This is a genomic window from Pseudomonas sp. DTU12.3, from assembly GCF_004124275.1.
GTDB classification, from domain to species: domain Bacteria; phylum Pseudomonadota; class Gammaproteobacteria; order Pseudomonadales; family Pseudomonadaceae; genus Aquipseudomonas; species Aquipseudomonas helmanticensis.
On record NZ_CP027218.1, the window covers coordinates 2546404 to 2564027 of the forward strand.

Sequence of the window (17624 nt, forward strand, 5' to 3'; positions counted from 1 at the left end):
AGCTGCCGCAGGCTGCGATCTTTTGATGTTGTTCTTAAAATCCAGATCAAAAGATCGCAGCCTGCGGCAGCTCCTACAGGGATTATGGTGTGCCGAGGTCGCGCATCAGCAAGCCGAAGCGCAAATCCACCGCATCCGGAATCGGCAGATACACCGTGTGGCCATCTCCCGGCGCCACCTCGATGGGTTCGCCCTTGGCGTTGTGCAACTGCTGCAGATCAAAGTGGAAATTGCCTTTGGGCGTCATCAGTTCCAGATGATCGCCCACGGCAAAACGGTTCTTCACCTTGACCTCGGCCAGACGCTCACGGCGCTCGCCGGTCAGCTCGCCGACAAACTGCTGACGCTCCGAGACCGAACTGCCGTGCTGATAATTCTGGTATTCGTCATGCACATGCCGACGCAGAAAACCTTCGGTGTAGCCGCGCTGGGCCAGTGATTCGAGATCGTTCATCAGGCTGCGATCAAACTCGCGTCCAGCCACTGCATCATCGATGGCCCGGCGATAAACCTGGGTGGTGCGTGCGCAATAGAAGTGCGATTTGGTCCGGCCTTCAATCTTCAGTGAGTGCACGCCCATGCGCGTCAGGCGCTCGACGTGCTGCACCGCGCGCAGATCCTTGGCGTTCATGATGTAAGTGCCGTGCTCGTCTTCGAAGGCGGGCATCAATTCGTCCGGGCGATTGGCTTCCTGCAACAGGAACACTTGATCGGTCGGGGTGCCGATGCCCAGGGTCGGCTCGGGCTGAAAAGTCTGCACGATCTCGCCGAGCTGATTTTCCGTGGCTGGCTGCGCCGAGTATTTCCAGCGACAGGCATTGGTGCAACTGCCTTGGTTGGCATCACGTTTGTTCATGTAGCCAGAGAGCAGGCAGCGCCCGGAATAGGCCATGCACAATGCGCCATGAACGAACACTTCCAGCTCCATTTCCGGCACGTGCTCGCGGATCTCCGCGATCTCTTCCAGCGACAGTTCGCGCGACAGGATGATCCGGCTCAGCCCTTGTTGCTGCCAGAACTCGACACTCGCCCAGTTCACCGTATTGGCTTGCACCGAAAGATGGATCGGCATCTGCGGAAAATGTCGACGCACCAGCATGATCAGGCCCGGGTCGGACATGATCAGCGCATCCGGGGCCATCTCGATCACCGGCGCGAGGTCTTTGAGAAAGGTCTTCAGCTTGGCGTTGTGCGGCGCGATATTGACCACGACATAGAAGCGCTTGCCTTGCGCTTGCGCCTCGCGAATGCCCAGCGCCAGGTTGGCGTGATCGAATTCGTTGTTGCGCACGCGCAGGCTGTAGCGCGGTTGCCCGGCGTATACCGCATCGGCACCGTAGGCGAAGGCGTAGCGCATGTTTTTCAGGGTGCCGGCGGGGGTGAGCAGTTCCGGGGCGGCGAGATCAGGCGTTAGGGTCATGGCGGCGTCGCTGGCAAAAGTGCGGCAGGGTAAAGCGCTCGCGGGCTGGGGTTGTTGATCTGGATCTATGTTTGGTCATCTGTGCAGAAACAGCACAGATGATGTGCCCAAACCCCTGTGTTCGGCGTTGAGCAAGCTGCTTAATCTTGGCTCATCCACTCAAATCAGAAGGAGCCACCCATGCAACGTTTTACCCGCCGCTTGCTCGCTGCCTGTGCATTTTCCGGTGTATTGGCCAGCACCGCTGCTGTCGCCGACAGCCATCCAACCATCCGCGCAATGTCGGGCGCGATGCCGGTCAGTCAGTTGCCCGCAGGCAAGTCGGCGCTGCTGGTGATCGATTTCCAGAACGAATACTTCAGCGGCCGGATGCCGATCCCCGACGGCGCCGCAGCGCTGGCTAACACCCGCGAGCTGATAGCCTTCGCCGATCGTCATGACATTCCGGTTTATCACGTTCAGCACGTTGCGCCAGCCGGGTCGCCAGTGTTTGCCATCGACGGCGAAACGGTGAAGTTTCACAAGGACATGCAGCCTCGGGCCAAGGATGTGGTGCTGCAAAAAACCACCGTCAGCGTATTCGGCAGTACCGATCTGAACGAACGGCTGAAGCAGTCTGACATTAACACGCTCATCGTCGCGGGGCTGATGACTCACGCCTGTGTCGCCGGTGCCGCGCGTGATGCAGCGCCGCTCGGCTACAGCGTGATTGTTGCCTCCGATGCCTCGGCGACCCGCGCGATCACCCGCGCCAACGGTGCCTCGATCGACAAGGATTCGCTGCATAAAGCGGCGCTGGCGGAAGTGGAAGACACCTTCGGCGACGTGCTGACCACCGATCAGATCATCAAGCTGCCGGTTCGATAACAGGCTCGGGCCAATCGGCAACTATGCTCCATGAATAAAGATGGCACTCGCGCACGCCCCGGCTGACTAAGGTTCGGGGCGTGCATGACGCCTGACTGACATGGACCGGACATGAACGTAAAAAGTCTTCAATTCAAATCGCTGACAGTCTTGCTGCTGTTGGTCACCGTGGCCTTCATCTGGATTCTGTTGCCGTTTTACGGTGCGGTGTTCTGGGCGGTGATCCTCGGCATTCTGTTTGCGCCGATGCAGCGCCGGTTGCAGGTCAAATTTGGCTGGCAACGCAATCTGACGTCGCTGTTTACTCTGGGCATCTGTCTGGTGATCGCGATTTTGCCGGTGATCATTCTCAGTGTGTTGCTGGTGCAGGAAGGGGCGACGGTCTACAAGAACATCGAAAGCGGCGAGCTCGATATCTCCGCCTATCTGGCGCAGTTCAAGCACAGCCTGCCGCAATATTTCCAGCATCTGCTCGATCGCTTCGGCATGGGCGAACTCAACGGCTTGCGCGAGAAAATCGTCAAAGCGGCAATGCAGGGCAGCCAGGTGCTGGCGAGTCAGGCATTCAGTTTTGGTCAGGGTACGTTCGAATTCGTGGTGAGTTTTTTCATCATGCTGTACCTGCTGTTTTTCTTCCTGCGCGATGGCGCCGAGCTGGTGCGCAAGATCCGCATTGCGGTGCCGCTGGAGGAACATCACAAGCGGCGGCTGCAATTGAAGTTCAATCGGGTGGTACGGGCGACCGTCAAAGGCAACCTGGTCGTGGCGATCACGCAGGGCGCATTGGGCGGGGCGATTTTCTGGTTTCTCGATATCCCCAGCGCGTTGCTGTGGGCGGTATTGATGGCGTTTCTGTCGCTGTTGCCAGCGGTGGGCGCGGGGATTGTCTGGGCGCCGGTGGCGGCGTACTTCCTGCTCAGCGGGATGATCTGGCAAGGCGTGGTGCTGGGGCTGTTCGGGGTTTTCGTGATCGGTCTGGTGGACAACGTGTTGCGCCCGATTCTGGTCGGCAAGGACACACGGATGCCGGACTACATGATTCTGATCTCGACCCTCGGCGGTCTGGCGGTTTTCGGCCTCAACGGCTTTGTGATCGGGCCATTGATCGCCGCATTGTTCATGTCGAGCTGGGCGCTGTTCATCGAGACCAAACCGAAGGTGCAATTACCTTAGGCGTGGAACGGGTGGGCGACCAGTTGTTGCGACAACGCCTGGGCGGCGGGCAACGAGGTGAGCGGGCCGCTGATTGCCTCGCCGTCGCGCACCAGATACCAGCAGGCAAGCAAGCCCAGCTCTCTGAGCGAGGCGGGAACGGCGCTGCCGACAACGGACATGATTTGAACCTGAGCCATGACAAGTACCTCCATCAATCTATGGAGCTACCTTAGGGGCTCGCCGGTTTCAGCGACAATCAACAGTTTCGATAGTGGTCATTGATGCCAGTGAGGTCTGGCGTCAGTCGACCACTTGATCGAGCATGTGCATCACTTCGCGCTCGTTGAGCAGGCCTTTGTGCACGAGGTTTTCCGCCAGCAGCGAAAGAAGCTTGGCGCAGCGGTGGCCTTCCAGGTGCTTGAGCTCGGTCAGCGCGCTGTACACCTTGCTGGAGGTGCACAAGCCGACGATGCGGTGTGGATTTTGTGTAGGCATACAGTCGTCCTTGTTGTTATCAACCTGTTGTTAGCGGACGGATTCAGATTGCCGTTCCGTCATGACAAAGAAATGACCGTTTGATGCAAATGTATATAACGGTCGAATCAATCATGCCGACTTTAGCCGGTGAAACTGTCCTCACAGCGACCTTGGCGAGATTTTTTCAGACGCTGGCCGACCAACGGTCATAAAAAAGCCCCGCTATAAAGCGGGGCTTTTGTCTTTCTGTTACCAGCGGCCGTAATGGTAAGGATACGGCCGGCCGTAATAACCGCGGGGTGGGCCGTAATACACCGGGGCTGGCACGTAGACCGGTTGTTGCACGTACACCGGCGCGGGCTGGTAATAGACCGGAGGCGGTGGCTGCTGCACATAAACCGGCGGTGGCGGAGCGGCATACACCGGCGCCTGCTGGACATACACCGGGCGATCCTGGTTGATAAGCGCCGAGCCGATGATGGCCGAGCCGACGATCGCGCCAAACACCGCTGGGCCTTGCCAGTAGTTGCCGCCGTGGGCTTCTGCTTGCCCTGCGACAGCAAATGCACCAATCAGCAGGGCCACGATAGGGAGTTTACGAATCATGATAAATCCTCGGTTCTTCGACCCGGCGGCAGGGCCTGCACCAGGCCCACAATTGTCGCGGGGATACTTCTAAGACAGCGAAATTCTGAAAATCAGCACAGCCGCTGGGTAAATTTTGTGTAAGGTCTGTACCGGCTTCTTTACCGGGCCGTGCAAGGGCCGCGCGATACGTTTAAAACAGGCCTCTATGATCGTTCAGAACCCGATGGGCTGGCTAATCCCGTCCATCCGAAAGTGCGTTTGAAGGAGAAGTTTCATGCAGATGAACCCCAACAAAGACACCCAGCTGTGCATGTCCCTGTCCGGACGCCCCGGGAATTTCGGTCTGCGTTTTCATAACCATTTGTATGAGCAGTTGGGCCTGAATTTCTATTACAAGGCGTTCAGCAGCCAGGACCTGAATGGTGCCGTCGGCGGGATCCGCGCCTTGGGTATTCGTGGCTGCGGGGTGTCGATGCCATTCAAGGAGGCCAGCATTGCCTTGGTTGATGAGCTGGATGCATCTGCGGCGGCGATCCAGTCGATCAATACCATCGTCAACACCAACGGCCATCTGAAGGCTTACAACACTGATTACATCGCCATCGAGCAGTTGCTGAAAACCCACGCGGTGCCCACGGAGTCGACCTTCGCCCTGCGCGGTAGCGGCGGCATGGCCAAAGCGGTGGCCAGTGCCTTGCGGGATGGCGGCTATAAAAACGGTCTGATCGTTGCGCGAAATGAGCGGGCAGGGCGGGCGCTGGCGGATTCGCTGGGTTATCGCTGGCAGGCTGAACTGGGCGACGAGCGGCCGCAGATGCTGGTCAACGTCACGCCGGTGGGGATGGATGGCGGTCCGGAGGCGGGGCAGTTGGCGTTTGCGCCTGAGCTGATCAAAGCGGCGGATACGGTGTTTGATGTGGTGGCGATTCCGTCGGAGACGCCGTTGATCGTGCGTGGTCGGGCTGAGGGTAAAAAGGTCATCACCGGGCTTGAGGTGATTGCGATCCAGGCGCTGGAGCAGTTTGTGCTGTACACCGGAGTGCGCCCGAATGAAGCGCAGTTTGCGGCGGCGGTAGCGTTTGCCCGGAGCTGATTCTTTGTTTTTGTATTGATCTGACGGGCCTCTTCGCGAGCAAGCTCGCTCCCACATTGGAATGCGTTCCCCTGTGGGAGCGAGCTTGCTCGCGAAGGCCGCGACTCAGTTTCAAATTTCGATTGCCTATACTGCCTCCCCAGCAAGCCCAGACTTGCCCTCCACAAAAACCGTGACCGAGGCCCGCCATGCACCCGCCCATCCTCAACCTGCATCAGGTCGAACTCGAACCTTTGCCCGAAGCCCTGGCCCCGCAGGGCGAAACCGCCGGGCGCTATCAGCAGCGCATGGCCCGTATCGGCCAGCAATTGGGTTCGCAGAAACTCGGTTATCGCCTCTACGCGTTACCGCCGGGCATGCGCGGCAGTCCGTTTCACAGTCATCGAGTCAATGAAGAAATGTTTTACGTGGTGGCCGGGGAAGGCGAGGTGCGTCTCGGCACTGAGCGTTTCCCGATCCGCGAAGGTGACGTGATCGCCTGTCCGCCGGGCGGCCCGGAGAAGGCGCATCAGATCATCAATACCAGCCAGGCCGAACTGCGTTATCTGGCGGTGAGCACCCAGCAGCAGCCGGAGATTTGCGAATACCCGGATTCGAACAAATATGCGGTGATGGACCACTTCACGGTCGATGCCGAGGGCAATGCCTCAGGCTTTGTCGCGGTGGCACGGCAGACCGACGGGGTGGATTACTGGGATGGCGAATAATCCCAGGATATAAAACCTGATGAATAACCCCTGTGGGAGCGAGCCTGCTCGCGAATGCGGTGTGTCATTCAAAAATGATGTAGCTGACACAACCTCTTCGCGAGCAGGCTCGCTCCCACAATAAAACGGCGGGGTTATTCGAGGCGTGCCAGGCGTTCTTCCAGCGCTGCGATCCGCGCTTCCAGCTCTTCGATGCGCTCGACCGACACGCCACTGCTAGCGCCGCGTTCCTGCGGATTCTGCCGCGCAGCCATAATCGCCTCGATATCCGCCGGATCGCCCAGCGCATGGGTATAGCGGTCTTCGCGCTGCCCGGCCTGACGTGGAATCAATACCGCCAGCCCGCGCGCGATCAAACGCTCAAGCTGATGCACCACCTGCTCGGCATCTTCGAATTCATGCATGCGCCCGCTGCGGGTCAGCAGCTCATTGACGGTTTGCGGGCCGCGCAGAAACATCAATCCAGTCAGAATCACCTGTGCCGGCACCAGTTCCAGCGCTTTGTCGACCTTGTGTTCCCAGCGGTCGGCGCGGCTGCCCATCACCAGCTTGGCGTAACCGTGACCTTCGAGGGCGCGCAGGCTTTGGCCGACCTGGCCCTGAGTGAGGTTCATCACCGGTTCGCGGCTGGTCTTCTGATTACAGGCCAGCACTAGTGCATTGAGGGTCAGCGGATAGGTTTCCGGGCTGGTCGCCTGTTTCTCGATCAACGCACCGAGAATGCGGATTTCCGTGGCGTTCAGCCGTGGTTCGTCGAAGGTGGATTCATGTTCGGTGGTCATCGCGCGTTCCCTCTGCAGTCGAAGCCGCCTAGCCTAATCCTTGCCAAACAAAAGGCAAGCCGTGTGGTCATCAAGGATGGCTATAATCGCCTCCTTGTTCCACCCAGCCACCACACGAGACTGCCATGACCATTTCCCTGTACGCCGCATCCGTCCCGGTTTTTCAACAAATGCTCAACGCTTTGAGCGATGTCCTGAAAAAGGCTGAAGCTCACGCTACCGAGAAAAACATCGACCCGAACGCTTTCCTGCAAGCGCGTCTGTACCCGGACATGTTCCCGCTGACCCGTCAGGTCCAGATCGCCGTGGACTTCGCCAAAGGCGTTTCCTCGCGTCTGGCTGAAGTCGAAGTGCCGAAGTACGACGACACCGAAACCACCTTCGCCGAGCTGCAAGCCCTGATCGCCAAGGTTCTGGCCTACATCGGCGAGATCAAGCCAGAGCAGATCGACGGCAAGGAAGGCATCGAAATCGTTACCCGTCCGGGCACGCCGAAAGAGAAGCGCTTCAGCGGTCAGGCTTACCTGCTGACTTATGGCCTGCCGCAGTTCTTCTTCCACGTCACCACCACTTACGCGCTGCTGCGTCACAACGGTGTTGAAGTGGGCAAGCGCGATTACATGGGCGCGTTCTAAAGCCCCCAAAGCCCCTCACCCTAGCCCTCTCCCGGAGGGAGAGCGGACTGATCGGGTTGTTTGTTCGAGCTGCACCGAAGTGAAATATCCAGTCGAACTCAGGTTTGAACAGCACTCGGTCTGCCCCCTTTCCCCCTCGCCCCCATGGGGGAGAGGGTTGGGGTGAGGGGGGAAAGATCTCCGCTACAAAAAAGCCCGCCAAGGTTCTCACCATGGCGGGCTTTTTCATTGGCTGAGGCAAAAGATCGCAGCCTGCGGCAGCTCCTACCGGGAACGCATTCCAGATGTAGGAGCTGCCGCAGGCTGCGATCTTTTGATCTTCAAGCGCGTTGGGCTTTGGCTTCTTCGCCCAGGCAAGCCGCTGCGGTAAACAGCACGTCAGTCGACGAGTTCAGCGCCGTCTCCGCCGAATCCTGCAACACACCAATAATGAAGCCGACTGCCACGACCTGCATGGCGATCTCGCTCGGGATGCCGAACAGGCTGCACGCCAACGGGATCAGCAGCAACGAGCCACCGGCCACGCCCGAGGCGCCACAGGCACAAATCGCGGCGACAACGCTGAGCAGGATTGCCGTCGGAATATCCACGGCAATGCCCAACGTATGCACCGCTGCCAGGCTCAGCACGGTAATGGTGATCGCCGCGCCGGCCATGTTGATGGTCGCGCCCAGCGGGATCGATACCGAATAAGTGTCTTCATGCAGGCCCAGACGTTTGCTCAACTCCAGATTGACCGGAATGTTCGCCGCCGAGCTGCGGGTGAAGAATGCGGTGATGCCGCTCTCGCGCAGGCACTTGAGGGTCAGCGGGTAGGGGTTGCGACGCAGCTTCCAGAACACGATCAACGGATTCATCACCAGCGCCACGAACAGCATGCAGCCGAGCAGCACGGCCAGCAGGTGCGCGTAACCGATCAGCGCGCCGAAACCGGAGGTGGCGAGAGTCGAAGCGACCAGACCGAAAATACCCAGCGGCGCAAAGCGAATCACTACCCGCACGATCACGGTCACGCCATTGGACAGATCACCCAGCACCTCGCGGGTGGTGTCGCCGGCATGGCGAATCGCGACGCCCATACCGATGGCCCAGGCCAGAATGCCGATGAAGTTGGCGTTGATCAGTGCATTGACCGGGTTATCCACCACGCTCAGCAGCAAGCTTTGCAGCACCTCAGCGATGCCGCCAGGCGCTGTCACTGCGACGTTTTCGGTCGACAGCACCAGATGCGACGGGAACGCCATGCTGGCGATCACGGCAACAACTGCGGCGGCGAAAGTGCCCAGCAGATATAGGAACAGAATCGGACGGATGTGGGTTTCCTGACCGTGCTTGTGGTTGGCGATCGAAGCCATCACCAGCACGAACACAAGGATCGGCGCCACGGCTTTCAACGCTGAAACAAACACTTTACCGATGAACGCAGTGCTTTTTGCCACTTCCGGGGCGAACAGCGCCAGGGCGATACCGGCAATCAGGCCGATAAGGATCTGTGCGACCAGGCTCAGGTTCTTCAGGCGTTGCAATAGAGAAGGGGATGAAGCAGTCATAACGGCATCTCTGATTTTTTATTGGGTGCAAGGTGCGTGCAAGCGGCGGCAAAAACAGGGGCAGACCAGCGCTACGAACCGAAAGTGTTGACGCTACATCAACGCCAATAAACTGGTCGTTGAATAGGCTGTACGTTTTTAAGGGCGCGGACTTTATCACAGCACAGGCCTCATCCTTCAGACCTGTGACGATCTGCCACCGGATCGGGCAACAAAGTCGGCAGGTTTGTGCAAGTCAGCCCGGACACACTCTGTTAAGATTGCGCATCCTTATTTTCAAGTTCTGCCAGCGGGCCTCCGGGTCAACGCTGGTGTCGTCGTTTTGCTGGAGTTGCGCATGCTGTTGCCCATTCTTCTGTTGTCCGCCGCCGGTTTCACGGTGCTGACCACGGAATTCGTCATTGTCGGCCTGTTGCCGGCGATTGCCCGAGACCTTGAAGTCACCATTCCACAGGCCGGCCTGCTGGTGACTCTATTCGCTTTCACGGTGGCGTTGTTCGGGCCATTCTTGACTGCATATTTCGCCCGCTTTGAACGGCGCAAGTTGTTCATCAGCATCCTGATCATGTTTGGCCTGGCCAATACCGTGGCCGCACTGGCGCCGAACATCTGGGTGATGGCGATTGCCCGATTGATCCCGGCGCTGGGTTTACCCGTGTTCTGGGCGTTGGCCAGTGAAACTGCCGTAGACATCGTCGGCCCGGATTTCGCCGGTCGCGCGATTGCCAAGATCGGTTTCGGCATTGTTTGCGCCACGGTGTTCGGCATTCCCGTCGGCACGCTGATTTCCGATGCATTCGGCTGGCGCAGTGCGTTCGGCATTTTGGCGGTGATCGCGTTTGCCAAGGCGTTGCTGCTGTTTGTTTACCTGCCGAAAACCAGCCTGCACCAACATCAGGTCAGCTTCGCGTCGCAGTTCAAGATCCTGCGCAGCCCGTTGATGATTGGCCATATCGTCCTGTCGATCCTGGTGTTCAGCGGCATGTTTACTGCCTACACCTATCTGGCCGACATTCTTGAGCGCCTCGCCGGGTTCAACGGCGCCGTGGTCGGCTGGTGCCTGATGGGCTTCGGCGCGGTCGGGTTGATCGGCAACTCGCTCGGCGGACGTGCGGTGGACCGGCATCCGCTGGGGGCCTCGGTGTTGTTCTGCGCATTCATGATTGCCGGCATGGTCTCGCTGGTGCCGAACATTCATTCGCCATTGGGTTTGGCGGTGGCGATGGGGATCTGGGGTATTACCCAGGCCGCGTTGTTCCTGGTCAGCCATGTGCGCCTGATGAAAGCCGCGCCGGAAGCGCCAGCGTTTGCCGCGTCGCTGAATATCGCCGGGGCCAATCTGGGCATCGGTCTTGGCGCCATGGTCGGTGGCCGGGTCATCGACAGTGCGGGCCTGGGCTTCCTCGGTTTTGCCGCCGCCGGGTTCATCCTGCTGTCGGTATTCCTCGCCATGGTGCTGATGACGCTGAAGCCGCGCGACATGTGCGCGGAGGCTTCATAACGCGGTAAACAGCTCGCGTCGGGCACCTTCGGTAATCGCAACGATGCCGGGGTGCTTGACCTTGCGTTCTACCGAAATGGCATAGAACGACTCGGTCACCGCGTCAGTCTGGCCAATCAGCTCGACGCCGTACTGGCGCTTCACTTCATCGGCAATCACGCTCGGGCCGATAAAAATCCCGCTGCCGGATTGGCCGAATGCCTGCATCAAGGCGCTGTCATCGAACTCACCAACGATTTGCGGCTGGATCTGCTGCTCGGCAAACCAGCGCTGCAAACGACTGCGCACCACGGTTTCGGCGCCGGGAATCAACAGCGGCGCGCCGTGCAGGCTGCGTGGAAAATCCTGACCGTAACGCGCCGCCAGTTCGGCGGTGGCAAAGAAACTGATCCCGCATTCCCCGAGCTTCTGGCTGTAGCCTTTGATGTCGAGGTGCGAGGGCATTGGGCTGTCGGAGATCACCAGGTCGAGACGCTGGATCGCCAGATCGGCGAGTAGTCGTTCAAGTTTGTCTTCGCGGCAAGTGATGCGCAGTGGCTCGTTCAGCTCCATGGTTGGTGCGATCAGGCGATAGACGATGGATTTCGGCACCACGTCCGCCACACCGACACGGAAGAGGATCTGCTGTTCGTTGGGCTGGGCGCGCAGCATCAATTCCAGTTCGCCGCCGAGCTGAAACATCTGCTCGGCGTAGGGCAGGGCCTGGCGCCCGGCCTCAGTGAGCTCAAGTTGTCGGCCCACGCGTCGAAACAACTCTATGCCGTAGGTTTGTTCGAGCAGCGATATCTGCCCGCTGATGGTCTGTGGCGTCAGGTTCAGTTGCTCGCAGGCGCGCACGATGCTGCCGGTCTTCGCCACCACCCAGAAATAATGCAGTTGTCGATAATTAAGCATCCGCCGCGCGCCCCCGTAGGAGCTGCCGCAGGCTGCGATCTTTTGACTTTTTTTTAAAAAGCCAACATCAAAGGATCGCAGCGTGCAGCAGCTCCTGCATTGAATAGTGTGTGAGTTCGTAAAAACCGAAGTATAGCCGCTAAAAATACGAATTTTCCTGAAGTGTTTGTCTCCCTAGAATGCCCAGCCATCGACGGCCGGTCTGTGACCCTGTCTGTTCATTCGAAGGAAGCCACATGAAATACACAATGCCTGCGCTGATGTTTACGTCTTTACTGCTTCTGGCCGGTTGCGACCAGGTCGAAAAAAGCGCCCAGCAGTTGATGGGCAAAGCCGCCGAAAGCGCCAAGCAAGCGATCGACGACACCCACAAGGCCGCTGAACAAGCGCTCAGCGACGCCACCGGTGGCTTGATCGAGAAGAAAGAAGCACCGGAAAAAGACCCGGAAACATCCGAATCTTCCTCCAAGACCATTTAAACCGTCTTACACAGAGTCAGGACTGACCCATGGAATATCTGTTACAACTCGCCGCCAGCCCCGCCGCTTGGGTGGCTCTGGCCACACTGGTGGTGATGGAAATCGTGCTCGGCATCGATAACCTGATCTTTATCTCGATCCTGACCAACAAGCTGCCCAAGCAGTATCAGCAGAAGGCCCGCCGCATCGGTATCGGCATGGCGTTGATCCTGCGTCTGGCGCTGTTGAGCACCATCGCTTTCATCGTCCAGTTGACCGCGCCGGTCATCGAGATTCTCGGCCAGGCCTTCTCGTGGAAGGACATGATCCTGATTGCCGGTGGTCTGTTCCTGGTGTGGAAAGCGACGACCGAGATCCATCACAGCATGGATCCGGCACCGGAAGATCCGAAGACTGCGACGTCGACCGTTACCCTCGGTTTTGCCGCTGCCATCGGGCAGATCCTGATGCTCGACATGGTGTTCTCGATCGACAGCATCATTACCGCGGTCGGCATGACCGAACACTTGCCGATCATGGTGATCGCGGTAGTCGTGTCGGTACTGGTGATGTTGTTTGCAGCTGAACCGCTGGCCAAGTTCATCAACGACAACCCGACGGTGGTGATGCTGGCGCTGGGCTTCCTGATCATGATCGGCATGACGCTGATCGCCGAAGGCTTCGGCGCCCATGTACCGAAAGGTTATGTGTACGCGGCCATGGCGTTCTCGGCGGGTATCGAAGTGCTGAACATGCTGTCTCGTCGCGCGAAGCAGAAGAAGCTCAACGCTGCTGCGTAATCTGCAATAAGTCAAAAGGCCGCCTGAACTGTTGAAGTCAGGCGGCCTTTTTTTGTGTGCTTTTTGTGCTTTTTGTGTAGGAGCTGCCGAAGGCGCGATCTTTTGACTTTTAAAAATCAACAGATCGCAGCCTTCGGCAGCTCCTACAGGGGATTTTTATCCGTAGGTCAGTGTGCGGTTGCGTGCCGGGTACGATGTTTCTCGGGTTTGGGCTGGATCGGAGGGTGATGGTGACGACGGGAAATGCGCAAAACGCCCCACAGCATGGCGGCGGCAACGGCCAGCCAGCCGGCAATCAACATTACAATGGTCATGGTCAGGCTCATCAGTGCCTCCTCTTTGCCCTGCTTCGGGCGCCCACTTTTTTTCAATTCGCTCTGTTTCAGTGACAGTCTAGTCGCCGGGGTGTTTCAGACTATTGACCAAAGGTCGGTAGTGACCAATTAGTTCGCTCTATGCAAGCGATACGTCTACGGTTTAAGGCTATACCGCAGCCGTGCGCGGCCCTATGATCGCTGGCGTTGCCGGAACACGATGACCGGCGTCTGAACAGAGAGTGACGATGGTGCAGGTATTTTCTCGAATTCGTGGAGCGCTGCTGGTGGCCGGTTGTGCAGTGGCGTTGGCCGGTTGTGCCGGCAGCGTGGCGCCGGAGGTCAAGCGTCTGCCGGAGCGGGTCGAGCTGAGTGGCACGTTCTATCGTGGCCAGGCCAATCAGAGCGCGCCACAAGTGCTGGCCAGTCTGCTGTCACAGCAGGGCATTGTGATTACCCCGGGCCTGCTGGAAAAACCCCTGCATTTGCCGGGTGCCGAAGACCAGTTGCAGCAGAACCTGCAAAACCTCGCGCGTGAATACGGCATGGTCGTTTACCCGCTGGACAGCAATCTGCCGGCACTGTTGACCCAGGTCGCTGCGGGTTACCCGGTGATGGTGCGCTTCAGCGAAGGCTCTGCATTCTGGGCCGAACCGCGCTACGCAATCCTCTCCGGTTACGACCGCAACAAGCAGAAAGTGCTGCTGCGCGCCGGCATGAACCGCCGCGAATTGATGAGTTTCAGCGCCTTTGAGTCCGCGCTGGAAAAGTCTGGCGGCTGGGCCATCCTGATTCAGAAACCTACGCAGATCCCCGCGGCGGTTGATCGTCAGCGCTGGCTGAAGGCTGCCGACGAACTCGCGCAGGCCGGCCAGGAAAATGAAGCGGCACAAGCGCGCAAGGCGTTGGCCGCGCACTGAGTCTCCGTTCGTCATCTGCCGGGCACGACTGCGCCCGGCAAGCCTCTTACGCATAGAGCCCGCTTTTCGGGTGAATCAGGAGGCGAACATGGCAGATCCCCTATCCCCGAAAGGCCCGCATTCGTCCGAGCACTCCTCAGGTCATGACCTGGGCTTTGACCCGGACTCTCCGGACGTAGCTGACCCTCAGGTCGATCCCGTCGGCCCGGCCAAAGCGCCGAAAGACGTCAAACCCGGCGAAGATGACAAGAAGCCGGCAAAACCCTATGACCCGCTGGCCAATCTGAAACCTTGATGTGAGGTGCGTATGAGTACCGATTCAAGCTTCGACGACCAAAAACCGGACAGTGTGCCGACTACGCCTGAGCCGGAAATTGATCCGGTGCTGGACCCGGACAGCCCGCTGCGCGATCCGCTGGCCCGGCCCAATGTGCTGACGCCGGAACCCTCGCGGGATCCGAGTGCGGGGGATGGCATTCCTGATGATGATCAGATGCCGCTGCCGAATGACTGATGGTCAGGCGAAAAAAAGCCCCGAAGTTTCGGGGCTTTTTCTTGTGCGGCAAGTTACTTGGAGGCTTCGACCACGCCGCTCTGACGCGACTTGAGGTTTTTCTCGGCCTTGTACTGTTGCGCAACCGCTGGAACGTTGGTGCTGCGGCCGGTTTCCACCCAACTGCGGATACGGCTGGCGTCGGCAAAATGAGTGTATTTGCCAAAGGCGTCGAGAATCACCAGCGCGACAGGGCGGTTACCCATTTTCGTCACCAGAACCAGGCAATGCCCGGCAGGATTGGTGAAGCCGGTTTTGGTGATCTTGATGTCCCAGTCGGCTTTGTTGACCAGATGATCGGTGTTGCGGAAACCCAGGGTGTAGTTGGGTTTGCGGAACGACACGGTTTTTTCTTTGGTGGTGGTGAGTTCGCTGAGGATCGGGTATTTGCTTGCCGCTACCAGCAACTTGCTCAGGTCGCGAGCGGTGGAGACGTTGCGCTCGGACAGACCCGTCGGCTCGACATAGTGAGTGTTGGTCATGCCCAGTGCCTTGGCCTTGGCGTTCATCGCCGCGATAAAGGCTGCGTAACCACCCGGGTAGTGGTGCGCGAGGCTGGCAGCCGCGCGGTTTTCCGAGGACATCAAGGCAATCAGCAGCATCTCGCGGCGCGGCAGTTCGCTTTTCAGTTTGACTCGGGAGAACACACCCTTCATTTCCGGTGTGTTGCTGATATCGACATTGATCCATTCGTCCATGTTTTGCCGGGCTTCAACCACTACCAGTCCAGTCATCAGCTTACTGACGGAGGCGATCGGCACGATCACGTCAGGGTTGCTGGAATAAATGACTTTGTTGGTCTGCATATCCATGAGCAGGGCGCTGCCGGAAGCGATCTTCAGTGTCGAAGCGTCACGCGGGGCAGCGGTGGTTTCCGCAGCGTTGATCGTTGGCGTGATGAATGTGCCTGTAAAAGCAAAAAACAGGCTCAGAATCGAAAGACGAATTTTCACGCGGGCGAACTCATAAAGGTTGGATATTCCGTTAGTTTGTAACGGGTTATTTCTTCAAAGCGTCGCATTCTAGGAGTATGGCTGAAGATCTGTCGATGGTTGTTTGAAGAGCCTGAAAATCTCGTGAAAAGGCCTGTAAAAAGAGGGGTTTCCGGCGAACGGTTACAGTTTTTTCTCAGGCATGAAAAACCCCGCACGAGGCGGGGTTCTAGCGCAGCGGAAAAACCGCCTCAGGCGTGCAGGGTTTCTGCGGCGTAGAGGGTGTTCTCCAGGAGGCAGGCACGGGTCATCGGACCAACGCCGCCCGGTACTGGAGTGATCCAGCCGGCGCGGGGCAGGGCGGTTTCGTAGACAACGTCACCAACCAGCTTGCCGTCGTCCTGACGGTTGATGCCGACGTCGACCACGATCGCGCCTTCCTTGATCCACTCGCCTTTGACCAGGCCTGGCTTGCCGGCGGCCACTACTACCAGATCGGCACGGCCGACGTGACCGGCGAGATCCTTGGTGAAGCGGTGAGTCACGGTCACGGTGCAACCGGCCAGCAGCAGTTCCATGGCCATCGGGCGACCGACGATGTTGGACGCACCGACAACCACGGCGTCCAGTCCATAAAGGTCAACGCCAGTGCTTTCCAGCAGCGTCATGATCCCTTTGGGCGTGCACGGGCGCAGCAGTGGAATGCGCTGGGCCAGGCGGCCGACGTTATAAGGATGGAAACCGTCGACGTCCTTGTCCGGGCGGATGCGTTCGAGCAGTTTCGAGGCGTCCAGGTGCTCGGGCAGCGGCAGTTGCAGCAGGATGCCGTCGATCGCAGGGTCGTCGTTGAGACGGTCGATCAGATCGGTCAGCGCTTGTTGCGTGGTTTCAGAGGGCAGGTCGTACGCTTGAGAGAGGAAGCCGACCTCTTCACAGTCTTTACGCTTGTGCGAGACATAAACCTGAGAGGCAGGATCGCTGCCGACCAGGATCACCGCGAGGCCGGGAGTGCGCAGGCCTTGCTGGCGACGCTCGGCAACTCGTTTGGCGATCTGCTGGCGCAGGCTGGCGGCGATCGATTTGCCGTCGATTAGTTGTGCAGTCATTGCGCGTGATTAACCATCGAGAGGGGAAAAAAAGAGAACGCATTCTCGCATGTCGGGCGGTGAGGGCAAAGGCGCTTGGTCAGCAAATTCCCCTAACTCCTTTAATTAAATGAATTTTTTTCAAAAAAGATTTGACGACCTTGGGAGCGCTCTATACTATTCGTCGCACTTGTCGGGCACAGCCTAGCACTGGTTAAGAAGGTCGAGCGGGATTACGATTTCGCGAAGGCTGGAAAGCACTTAGTTTGTAGTCCTTTAAGAGTACAGATTAATAAGGCGCCCGTAGCTCAGCTGGATAGAGCATCCGCCTTCTAAGCGGATGGTCGCAGGTTCGAGTCCTGCCGGGTGCGCCATTAGGCAGCTTTGGCACAAGTAACGCGATATGGTGGGCGTAGCTCAGTTGGTAGAGCACGGGATTGTGACTCCCGTTGTCGTGGGTTCGATCCCCATCGTCCACCCCATATTTCGAAAGGCGCCAGATGTAACAGTCTGGCGCCTTTGCTTTAAAAGCTTCATCCGCGGATGTGGTGGAATTGGTAGACACACTGGATTTAGGTTCCAGCGCCGCGAGGCGTAAGAGTTCGAGTCTCTTCATCCGCACCAATTAAAGCTTCATTCGGGTCTTCGGGCTGGTGAGGTTTCAACAAAGAAGTTAATTGGCTTTTTTGTTACGCAATATGGTGGGCGTAGCTCAGTTGGTAGAGCACGGGATTGTGACTCCCGTTGTCGTGGGTTCGATCCCCATCGTCCACCCCATATTTCGAAAGGCGCCAGATTTAACAGTCTGGCGCCTTTTTTGTTTTAGCGGTTTTGAAAACCGGCCATTGTCGGTTTCGGGACGCAGGAGCAGGGCGCTTCGTCGTATTTATGTT

21 protein-coding genes and 4 tRNA genes are annotated in these 17624 nt (G+C 58.4%); 15 read left to right on the forward strand and 10 right to left on the reverse strand.

The genetic code is table 11. The features are described from left to right. Positions 1 to 82: 82 nt before the first annotated feature. Positions 83 to 1420 carry a tRNA 5-hydroxyuridine modification protein YegQ gene (gene yegQ / locus C2E19_RS11585; protein ID WP_129391937.1) on the reverse strand — a complete coding sequence of 446 codons (1338 nt, stop codon included), beginning with the start codon at positions 1418 to 1420 and terminating at the stop codon, positions 83 to 85. Positions 1421 to 1600: 180 nt separating this feature from the next. Here yegQ and C2E19_RS11590 point away from each other — a divergent pair, with 180 nt between their 5' ends. Together C2E19_RS11590 and C2E19_RS11595 are read left to right on the forward strand one after the other, a co-directional pair. Then, a complete protein-coding gene (locus tag C2E19_RS11590) occupies positions 1601 to 2287 on the forward strand; it encodes a cysteine hydrolase family protein (RefSeq protein ID WP_129391940.1) in 687 nt (228 codons plus the stop codon). Positions 2288 to 2398: 111 nt separating this feature from the next. Next, positions 2399 to 3460, forward strand: a complete 1062-nt coding sequence (locus C2E19_RS11595) for an AI-2E family transporter (RefSeq protein ID WP_129391943.1) — start codon at positions 2399 to 2401, stop codon at positions 3458 to 3460. Here the strand turns inward: C2E19_RS11595 and C2E19_RS11600 are convergent. The 3 genes from C2E19_RS11600 to C2E19_RS11610 form a co-directional block, all read right to left on the reverse strand. After that, on the reverse strand, positions 3457 to 3639 hold the full coding sequence (locus C2E19_RS11600; protein ID WP_129391946.1) for a hypothetical protein: 183 nt from the start codon (positions 3637 to 3639) through the stop codon (positions 3457 to 3459). The genes C2E19_RS11595 and C2E19_RS11600 overlap by 4 nt on opposite strands. A 103-nt stretch (positions 3640 to 3742) precedes the next feature. Then, positions 3743 to 3937, reverse strand: a complete 195-nt coding sequence (locus C2E19_RS11605) for a hypothetical protein (RefSeq protein ID WP_129391949.1) — start codon at positions 3935 to 3937, stop codon at positions 3743 to 3745. Positions 3938 to 4168: 231 nt separating this feature from the next. Beyond that, positions 4169 to 4525 carry a hypothetical protein gene (locus C2E19_RS11610; protein WP_129391952.1) on the reverse strand — a complete coding sequence of 119 codons (357 nt, stop codon included), beginning with the start codon at positions 4523 to 4525 and terminating at the stop codon, positions 4169 to 4171. 256 nt (positions 4526 to 4781) lie between these two features. Between C2E19_RS11610 and C2E19_RS11615 the strand changes: the two genes are divergently transcribed. Together C2E19_RS11615 and C2E19_RS11620 are read left to right on the forward strand one after the other, a co-directional pair. After that, positions 4782 to 5600, forward strand: a complete 819-nt coding sequence (locus tag C2E19_RS11615; protein WP_129391955.1) for a shikimate 5-dehydrogenase — start codon at positions 4782 to 4784, stop codon at positions 5598 to 5600. Positions 5601 to 5788: 188 nt separating this feature from the next. After that, complete coding sequence (locus C2E19_RS11620; RefSeq protein ID WP_129391958.1) at positions 5789 to 6307, forward strand: cupin domain-containing protein; 519 nt, start codon at positions 5789 to 5791, stop codon at positions 6305 to 6307. A 134-nt stretch (positions 6308 to 6441) separates the two neighbouring features. Here the strand turns inward: C2E19_RS11620 and C2E19_RS11625 are convergent, their stop codons facing one another. Then, positions 6442 to 7089, reverse strand: coding sequence for a YceH family protein (locus C2E19_RS11625; RefSeq protein ID WP_129391961.1), 648 nt, complete (start codon positions 7087 to 7089; stop codon positions 6442 to 6444). A gap of 125 nt (positions 7090 to 7214) precedes the next feature. Here C2E19_RS11625 and C2E19_RS11630 point away from each other — a divergent pair, with 125 nt between their 5' ends. Further along, positions 7215 to 7724 carry a DUF1993 family protein gene (locus C2E19_RS11630; RefSeq protein WP_034154670.1) on the forward strand — a complete coding sequence of 170 codons (510 nt, stop codon included), beginning with the start codon at positions 7215 to 7217 and terminating at the stop codon, positions 7722 to 7724. Between the two features lie 320 nt (positions 7725 to 8044). Here the strand turns inward: C2E19_RS11630 and sstT are convergent, their stop codons facing one another. Beyond that, on the reverse strand, positions 8045 to 9274 hold the full coding sequence (gene sstT, locus C2E19_RS11635; RefSeq protein WP_129391964.1) for a serine/threonine transporter SstT: 1230 nt from the start codon (positions 9272 to 9274) through the stop codon (positions 8045 to 8047). A 337-nt stretch (positions 9275 to 9611) separates the two neighbouring features. Here sstT and C2E19_RS11640 point away from each other — a divergent pair, with 337 nt between their 5' ends. After that, the gene (locus tag C2E19_RS11640; protein ID WP_129391967.1) at positions 9612 to 10775 is read left to right on the forward strand and encodes an MFS transporter; all 1164 of its coding nucleotides are present in this window, start codon (positions 9612 to 9614) and stop codon (positions 10773 to 10775) included. On the opposite strand, the gene nhaR is transcribed toward C2E19_RS11640, so the two are convergent. Then, positions 10770 to 11669, reverse strand: a complete 900-nt coding sequence (gene nhaR, locus C2E19_RS11645) for a transcriptional activator NhaR (protein WP_016986874.1) — start codon at positions 11667 to 11669, stop codon at positions 10770 to 10772. The two genes, C2E19_RS11640 and nhaR, sit on opposite strands and share 6 nt — an antisense overlap. A 236-nt stretch (positions 11670 to 11905) precedes the next feature. On the opposite strand from nhaR, the gene C2E19_RS11650 reads away from it, so the two are divergent. Together C2E19_RS11650 and C2E19_RS11655 are read left to right on the forward strand one after the other, a co-directional pair. Next, positions 11906 to 12148 (forward strand): hypothetical protein, encoded by a 243-nt coding sequence (locus C2E19_RS11650; protein WP_129391970.1) that lies wholly within the window; start codon positions 11906 to 11908, stop codon positions 12146 to 12148. A gap of 29 nt (positions 12149 to 12177) precedes the next feature. Then, complete coding sequence (locus C2E19_RS11655; protein ID WP_129391973.1) at positions 12178 to 12927, forward strand: TerC family protein; 750 nt, start codon at positions 12178 to 12180, stop codon at positions 12925 to 12927. A gap of 167 nt (positions 12928 to 13094) precedes the next feature. On the opposite strand, the gene C2E19_RS11660 is transcribed toward C2E19_RS11655, so the two are convergent. After that, the gene (locus C2E19_RS11660) at positions 13095 to 13253 is read right to left on the reverse strand and encodes a hypothetical protein (protein ID WP_164979421.1); all 159 of its coding nucleotides are present in this window, start codon (positions 13251 to 13253) and stop codon (positions 13095 to 13097) included. Positions 13254 to 13489: 236 nt separating this feature from the next. Between C2E19_RS11660 and C2E19_RS11665 the strand changes: the two genes are divergently transcribed. From C2E19_RS11665 to C2E19_RS11675, 3 genes are all read left to right on the forward strand, one after another. After that, complete coding sequence (locus C2E19_RS11665) at positions 13490 to 14161, forward strand: peptidase C39 family protein (RefSeq protein WP_129391979.1); 672 nt, start codon at positions 13490 to 13492, stop codon at positions 14159 to 14161. Positions 14162 to 14249: 88 nt separating this feature from the next. Beyond that, positions 14250 to 14456 carry a DUF6021 family protein gene (locus C2E19_RS11670; RefSeq protein WP_129391982.1) on the forward strand — a complete coding sequence of 69 codons (207 nt, stop codon included), beginning with the start codon at positions 14250 to 14252 and terminating at the stop codon, positions 14454 to 14456. A gap of 12 nt (positions 14457 to 14468) precedes the next feature. Beyond that, on the forward strand, positions 14469 to 14675 hold the full coding sequence (locus C2E19_RS11675) for a hypothetical protein (RefSeq protein ID WP_129391985.1): 207 nt from the start codon (positions 14469 to 14471) through the stop codon (positions 14673 to 14675). Positions 14676 to 14728: 53 nt separating this feature from the next. Here C2E19_RS11675 and pbpG read toward each other — a convergent pair whose 3' ends face one another. Continuing rightward, on the reverse strand, positions 14729 to 15667 hold the full coding sequence (gene pbpG / locus C2E19_RS11680; RefSeq protein ID WP_129391988.1) for a D-alanyl-D-alanine endopeptidase: 939 nt from the start codon (positions 15665 to 15667) through the stop codon (positions 14729 to 14731). A 230-nt stretch (positions 15668 to 15897) separates the two neighbouring features. Continuing rightward, positions 15898 to 16752 (reverse strand): bifunctional methylenetetrahydrofolate dehydrogenase/methenyltetrahydrofolate cyclohydrolase FolD, encoded by an 855-nt coding sequence (gene folD, locus C2E19_RS11685; RefSeq protein ID WP_053121798.1) that lies wholly within the window; start codon positions 16750 to 16752, stop codon positions 15898 to 15900. A 276-nt stretch (positions 16753 to 17028) separates the two neighbouring features. On the opposite strand from folD, the gene C2E19_RS11690 reads away from it, so the two are divergent. The 4 genes from C2E19_RS11690 to C2E19_RS11705 all read left to right on the forward strand — a co-directional run bounded on the left by C2E19_RS11690 (position 17029) and on the right by C2E19_RS11705 (position 17508). Next, positions 17029 to 17105: transfer RNA gene (locus C2E19_RS11690), tRNA-Arg, on the forward strand. 32 nt (positions 17106 to 17137) lie between these two features. Further along, positions 17138 to 17213: transfer RNA gene (locus C2E19_RS11695), tRNA-His, on the forward strand. Positions 17214 to 17270: 57 nt separating this feature from the next. Beyond that, positions 17271 to 17355, forward strand: a tRNA-Leu gene (locus C2E19_RS11700). 77 nt (positions 17356 to 17432) lie between these two features. Continuing rightward, positions 17433 to 17508, forward strand: a tRNA-His gene (locus C2E19_RS11705). The last annotated feature ends 116 nt before the right edge of the window (positions 17509 to 17624 follow it).

What these genes read in the sequence shown, in the direction of transcription:
- C2E19_RS11600 (WP_129391946.1), bottom strand. Translation starts at nt 3,639, where the DNA reads ATGGCTCAGGTTCAAATCATGTCCGTTGTCGGCAGCGCCGTTCCCGCC.
- C2E19_RS11670 (WP_129391982.1), top strand. Translation starts at nt 14,250, where the DNA reads ATGGCAGATCCCCTATCCCCGAAAGGCCCGCATTCGTCCGAGCACTCC.
- nhaR (WP_016986874.1), bottom strand. Translation starts at nt 11,669, where the DNA reads ATGCTTAATTATCGACAACTGCATTATTTCTGGGTGGTGGCGAAGACC.
- C2E19_RS11605 (WP_129391949.1), bottom strand. Translation starts at nt 3,937, where the DNA reads ATGCCTACACAAAATCCACACCGCATCGTCGGCTTGTGCACCTCCAGC.
- yegQ (WP_129391937.1), bottom strand. Translation starts at nt 1,420, where the DNA reads ATGACCCTAACGCCTGATCTCGCCGCCCCGGAACTGCTCACCCCCGCC.
- C2E19_RS11640 (WP_129391967.1), top strand. Translation starts at nt 9,612, where the DNA reads ATGCTGTTGCCCATTCTTCTGTTGTCCGCCGCCGGTTTCACGGTGCTG.
- C2E19_RS11590 (WP_129391940.1), top strand. Translation starts at nt 1,601, where the DNA reads ATGCAACGTTTTACCCGCCGCTTGCTCGCTGCCTGTGCATTTTCCGGT.
- C2E19_RS11595 (WP_129391943.1), top strand. Translation starts at nt 2,399, where the DNA reads ATGAACGTAAAAAGTCTTCAATTCAAATCGCTGACAGTCTTGCTGCTG.
- C2E19_RS11625 (WP_129391961.1), bottom strand. Translation starts at nt 7,089, where the DNA reads ATGACCACCGAACATGAATCCACCTTCGACGAACCACGGCTGAACGCC.
- C2E19_RS11610 (WP_129391952.1), bottom strand. Translation starts at nt 4,525, where the DNA reads ATGATTCGTAAACTCCCTATCGTGGCCCTGCTGATTGGTGCATTTGCT.
- C2E19_RS11675 (WP_129391985.1), top strand. Translation starts at nt 14,469, where the DNA reads ATGAGTACCGATTCAAGCTTCGACGACCAAAAACCGGACAGTGTGCCG.
- C2E19_RS11660 (WP_164979421.1), bottom strand. Translation starts at nt 13,253, where the DNA reads ATGAGCCTGACCATGACCATTGTAATGTTGATTGCCGGCTGGCTGGCC.
- C2E19_RS11665 (WP_129391979.1), top strand. Translation starts at nt 13,490, where the DNA reads ATGGTGCAGGTATTTTCTCGAATTCGTGGAGCGCTGCTGGTGGCCGGT.
- C2E19_RS11615 (WP_129391955.1), top strand. Translation starts at nt 4,782, where the DNA reads ATGCAGATGAACCCCAACAAAGACACCCAGCTGTGCATGTCCCTGTCC.
- folD (WP_053121798.1), bottom strand. Translation starts at nt 16,752, where the DNA reads ATGACTGCACAACTAATCGACGGCAAATCGATCGCCGCCAGCCTGCGC.
- sstT (WP_129391964.1), bottom strand. Translation starts at nt 9,274, where the DNA reads ATGACTGCTTCATCCCCTTCTCTATTGCAACGCCTGAAGAACCTGAGC.
- C2E19_RS11620 (WP_129391958.1), top strand. Translation starts at nt 5,789, where the DNA reads ATGCACCCGCCCATCCTCAACCTGCATCAGGTCGAACTCGAACCTTTG.
- C2E19_RS11655 (WP_129391973.1), top strand. Translation starts at nt 12,178, where the DNA reads ATGGAATATCTGTTACAACTCGCCGCCAGCCCCGCCGCTTGGGTGGCT.
- C2E19_RS11630 (WP_034154670.1), top strand. Translation starts at nt 7,215, where the DNA reads ATGACCATTTCCCTGTACGCCGCATCCGTCCCGGTTTTTCAACAAATG.
- C2E19_RS11650 (WP_129391970.1), top strand. Translation starts at nt 11,906, where the DNA reads ATGAAATACACAATGCCTGCGCTGATGTTTACGTCTTTACTGCTTCTG.